This window comes from Allostella sp. (assembly GCF_041913585.1).
Lineage (GTDB): Bacteria > Pseudomonadota > Alphaproteobacteria > ATCC43930 > Allostellaceae > Allostella.
This window is the reverse complement of the sequence record NZ_JAYSFE010000226.1, coordinates 1-3,688: the sequence shown is the minus strand read 5'-3', so window position 1 is coordinate 3,688 and position 3,688 is coordinate 1. Positions and strand designations below refer to the sequence as shown.

Sequence of the window (3,688 nt, the reverse complement as noted above, 5' to 3'; positions counted from 1 at the left end):
ATGGGCCGTCGGCTCGTCGGCCAGCACAAGGCCGGCATCGGGCGACGCGGCGACGCGGGCCAACGCCAGGCGCGATGCCTCCCCGCCCGACAGGCCGAGGCCGTTCTCGCCAATAGGCGCCGGCCCGCGCCGGTCGGCGACCGCACCGAGCCCGACGCGGGCGAGCGCATCGCGCACCCGATCGCGGCCGATGCCGGCGCGGCCGAGGGTGACGTTGCCGGCAAGCGTGCCGGGGAAGACGTGCGGCTGCTGGCCGATCCAGGCGATGCCGCGGCGCAGCCGGGCGGCGCTGCCGGCGGTCAGCGGCTCGCCGGCGATCCGGATGCAGCCGCCCTCCGGGAGCGCGAGGCCGGCCATCAGGGCCAGCAGGGTCGACTTGCCGCCGCCGCTCGGCGCCAGCACGGCGACATGCTCGCCCGGCGCGACCCGGAGGCCGAAGCCGTCGAAGATCGGCCCACCGCCCCCGGCGGGGCGGAAGCGCAGCCCCTCGATCTCGACGGCGGGCGCCGCTGGCCGGGCGGCCGCGGGCGCGTCGCCGGCGCCCGGCAGCGGGCGGCCGGCCGCGGCGAGGCGGCCGAGCGCGTCCATGGCGGCCTCGCCGGCGGCGCGGTCGTGCCAGGCCGCCGCGAGGTCGCGCAGCGGCTCGAAGAAGGCGGGGGCGAGCAGGAGGACGAAGAGGCCCTCGGCCAGCGACAGCGGGCCGCCCCAGGTGCCGAAGGGAAGTTGCCCCAGGAGATGGAAGCCGACATAGACCGCGACCATGGCGACGCCGAGGGCGGCGAAGAGCTCCAGCACCGCCGACGACAGGAAGGCGATGCGGAGCACGGCCATGGTACGGGCGCGCAGGCGCTCGGCCTCGGCGCGCAGCCGATGCGCGGTCCGCTCGACCGCATCCAGGGTGCGGATGGTGGCGAGGCCGCGCAGCCGGTCGAGGAGAAGGGCGTTCATGCCGCCGAGTTCGCCGAGCTGGGCCCGGCTCGCCGCCCGGGCGCGCCAGCCGACCAGCGCCATGAAGAGCGGGATCAGCGGCGCCGCCGCCAGGAGGACGAGGGCCGCCGCCCACGACCAGGCGAGGACGGCGGCCAGGATCGCCGCCGGCACCAAGGTCGCGCGCAGGCGGGCCGCCTGGAAGCGGGTGAGATGGGGCACGATCGCCTCGGCCTGTTCGGCGAGCGCGCTGGCGGCGAGGCCGGCGGCCGGCCGCGCGGGATCGAGCGGCGAGCGCGCGGCGAGCGCGACGGCGGCCGCACGCCGGTACCCGGAAAGGCGCGCGCGCGCCCGGCGGAAGGACCGGCGGCGGCCGACGGCGTCGACGAGCGCGCGGGCGACGCCGAGCGCCAGCACGCCGGCCGCCGGCAGGAGGACGGCGTCGAGGGCGCCGCCTTTGGCGATGCGGCCGACGACGATGGCGATCAGTCCCGCCTGGGGAATCCAGATCAGCGCCGCGACCGCCTGCAGGTGGGCGCCGAGATCGATCGCCGCGCGCGCCGCCGGGCGGCCGTCGATCGCCGCACCGGTGGCCGGTGCCAGCTCCGGACCGGCGACCATGGTCATTTCGCCCGCCCGCCAGGCCTGCGGCGCGCGACCGCGGCGATCCGGTCCTTCGCCTCGAGCAGCCGGGTGACCCCGGCGCCGAGCCCGAGCAGCATCGTCAGCCGGCCGGTGTCGAGCCGCTTCACGTCGTCGTACCAGTTCGTCAGGCGCTCGATCAGCCCGTGCATCTCGGCCATGCGCTGCTGCGCGAAGCGCTCGTCCTCGCCCGTCGGCGCCTGCATCAGGATCTCGCGCAGGACCGACAAGGTCGGGTCGATCTCGCGCTTCTTGCGCTCCTCGGCCAGCGTCCGGAGGATCTGCCAGACGTCGTCGGGCGTGGTGAAGAAGTCGCGGCGGTCGTCCGGCCGGTGACGGAGCAGGACGAGATTCCACGCCTGCAGCTCGCGCAGGCTCATCGAGACGTTGGAGCGCGAGATGCCGAGCGCCGCGACGATCTGGTCGGCGCACAGCGGCTGGCTCGAGACGTAGAGCAGGGCGTAGATCTGCCCGACCGTGCGGTTGATGCCCCACCGGCTCCCCATCTCGCCGAAATGCAGGACGAAGGACTGGACGAGGGGCGGAAGGTTCATGGCACCAGCGTCGGACACAGTTTTCAGAAATTCCTGAAAACCATATAAGCCGCTGATCGTACCTACGCAACCATGAAGATACTTGGGCGACGGACGCTGGGGCGAGAGGATCGACCGCGGCTCCAGGCTCGGCCGCGGGCGAGGGCTTCGCCCTCGATCAGCCGGTCGGCGGCGCGGCGATCTCACGGAGGAACGCGTCGGCGAAATCGGTCTGGATCTCGATCCAGAGCGGTGCGTGGTCCGACATCTGCCAGGTCCGCCACTTCCGGTACCGGCCCTCGGGCGTCGTGGCGCGGAACTTCGCCTTCTTCTCGGGATCGACCGCCGGGACGTGGGCGGCATAGAGGTCCATGTCCTCGTCCCGGAAGACGTCGGCGAAAAGCTCGACCATGCCCCCGCCGGTGACCTTGAACCGCCGGTCCTTCACCCGCACCGCGATCTGGTCGTAGAAGTGGTCGCCGTCCTTGCGGACGACGGCGCCGTCGATCTCCGCTGGCACCTTGAAGCCGCGGCTCTTCAGCGCCTTCATCGTCTCGTGCTCGGGGCTGACCACGTTGAAGTCGCCGAGCAGGATGTAGTTCTCCGGTGCGCCGAGGTGGTCGGTGTCGGGGGTCGCATTGTCCTGCCGGTTGGCGAAGAAGCCGACGAGCTTGCGGATCTCCTCGATGCGTTGCTGGAGCTGGGGACCGGAATTGTCGCCGTAATAGATGTGCACGGTGCACAGGCTGAAGCGGAACCAGCCCGACTGGAACGCGACGAGGAAGGGGCTGCGCGCGAACTGCTGGCGCGTCTCGACCGTGGTTTCGGGGATGTCGGGCTGATCCTTGGCATCGATCTTCCTGCGCGCGACGACGAGCTGGCCGTCGGGCAGCACGATTTCGCCCGCGACCTTCCGGAACCAGACCTTCTCGGTGTTGAAGATGAAGGCCATGCGCTCGCCGTTGCCGCCCCGCCCTTCGGTGACGTCGGTGGCGATGTAGTCCCATTCGCGGCCGAGGATGCTCATCAGCCGGCGGAGGGGCTGCAGATTCTCGTTGACCTCCTGCACGGCCACGAGGTCGAAGCAGGAGATCATCTCGGCGATATAGTAGAAGGTCTCGGGGCGGCGCGGGCCCCATCCGAACTTGTTGGAATCGAAGTCGCGGATGTTCCAGGTGGCGAGCAGCAGCGACGCATCGCGCTTCCGGTCGCGGATCGGCGCCAGGCGCTCGCGCATGGCCAGCAGCCGTGCGGCGCAACGCTCGGCGGCCCCGTCCTCGGCCCTCAGTTCCCGGCGCAGACCGGCATAGTTGTTGGACATGCCGCACCCCCGTTCGGGTTCCGGCGCAGTTTCGCAGAAACGAGGCGCCAGGTCGCGCCAAAGTTGCAGCCGGTGCGGATCACCCCCTCGGGCTCCTTCCAGAGCGGCCCCACCGTCGCGCATCGCGAAGCCGCGCAAGACGACAAAAGGCCCGCTCGAAGCGGGCCTTCTCGTGTCGCTGGCCACTCCGTCCCTGGATGGATGGCCGAATGGCGGAGAGGGTGGGATTCGAACCCACGGTACGCTCGCGCGCACAACGGTTTTC

3 protein-coding genes are annotated in these 3,688 nt (G+C 71.9%); all 3 read right to left on the bottom strand.

The window, feature by feature from the left end:
• Window positions 1-1,554: thiol reductant ABC exporter subunit CydD (gene cydD / locus ACE3Q3_RS23365; protein WP_374450096.1), on the bottom strand; the 1,554-nt coding region annotated here is incomplete at its 3' end.
• Entirely contained in the window at window positions 1,551-2,123 is a 573-nt protein-coding gene (locus tag ACE3Q3_RS23360) for a GbsR/MarR family transcriptional regulator (protein WP_374450094.1), read from the bottom strand. The genes ACE3Q3_RS23360 and cydD, both read right to left, overlap by 4 nt.
• Before the next feature lie 157 nt (window positions 2,124-2,280).
• The coding region (locus tag ACE3Q3_RS23355) for an endonuclease/exonuclease/phosphatase family protein (protein ID WP_374450092.1) at window positions 2,281-3,688 on the bottom strand (1,408 nt) is incomplete at its 5' end.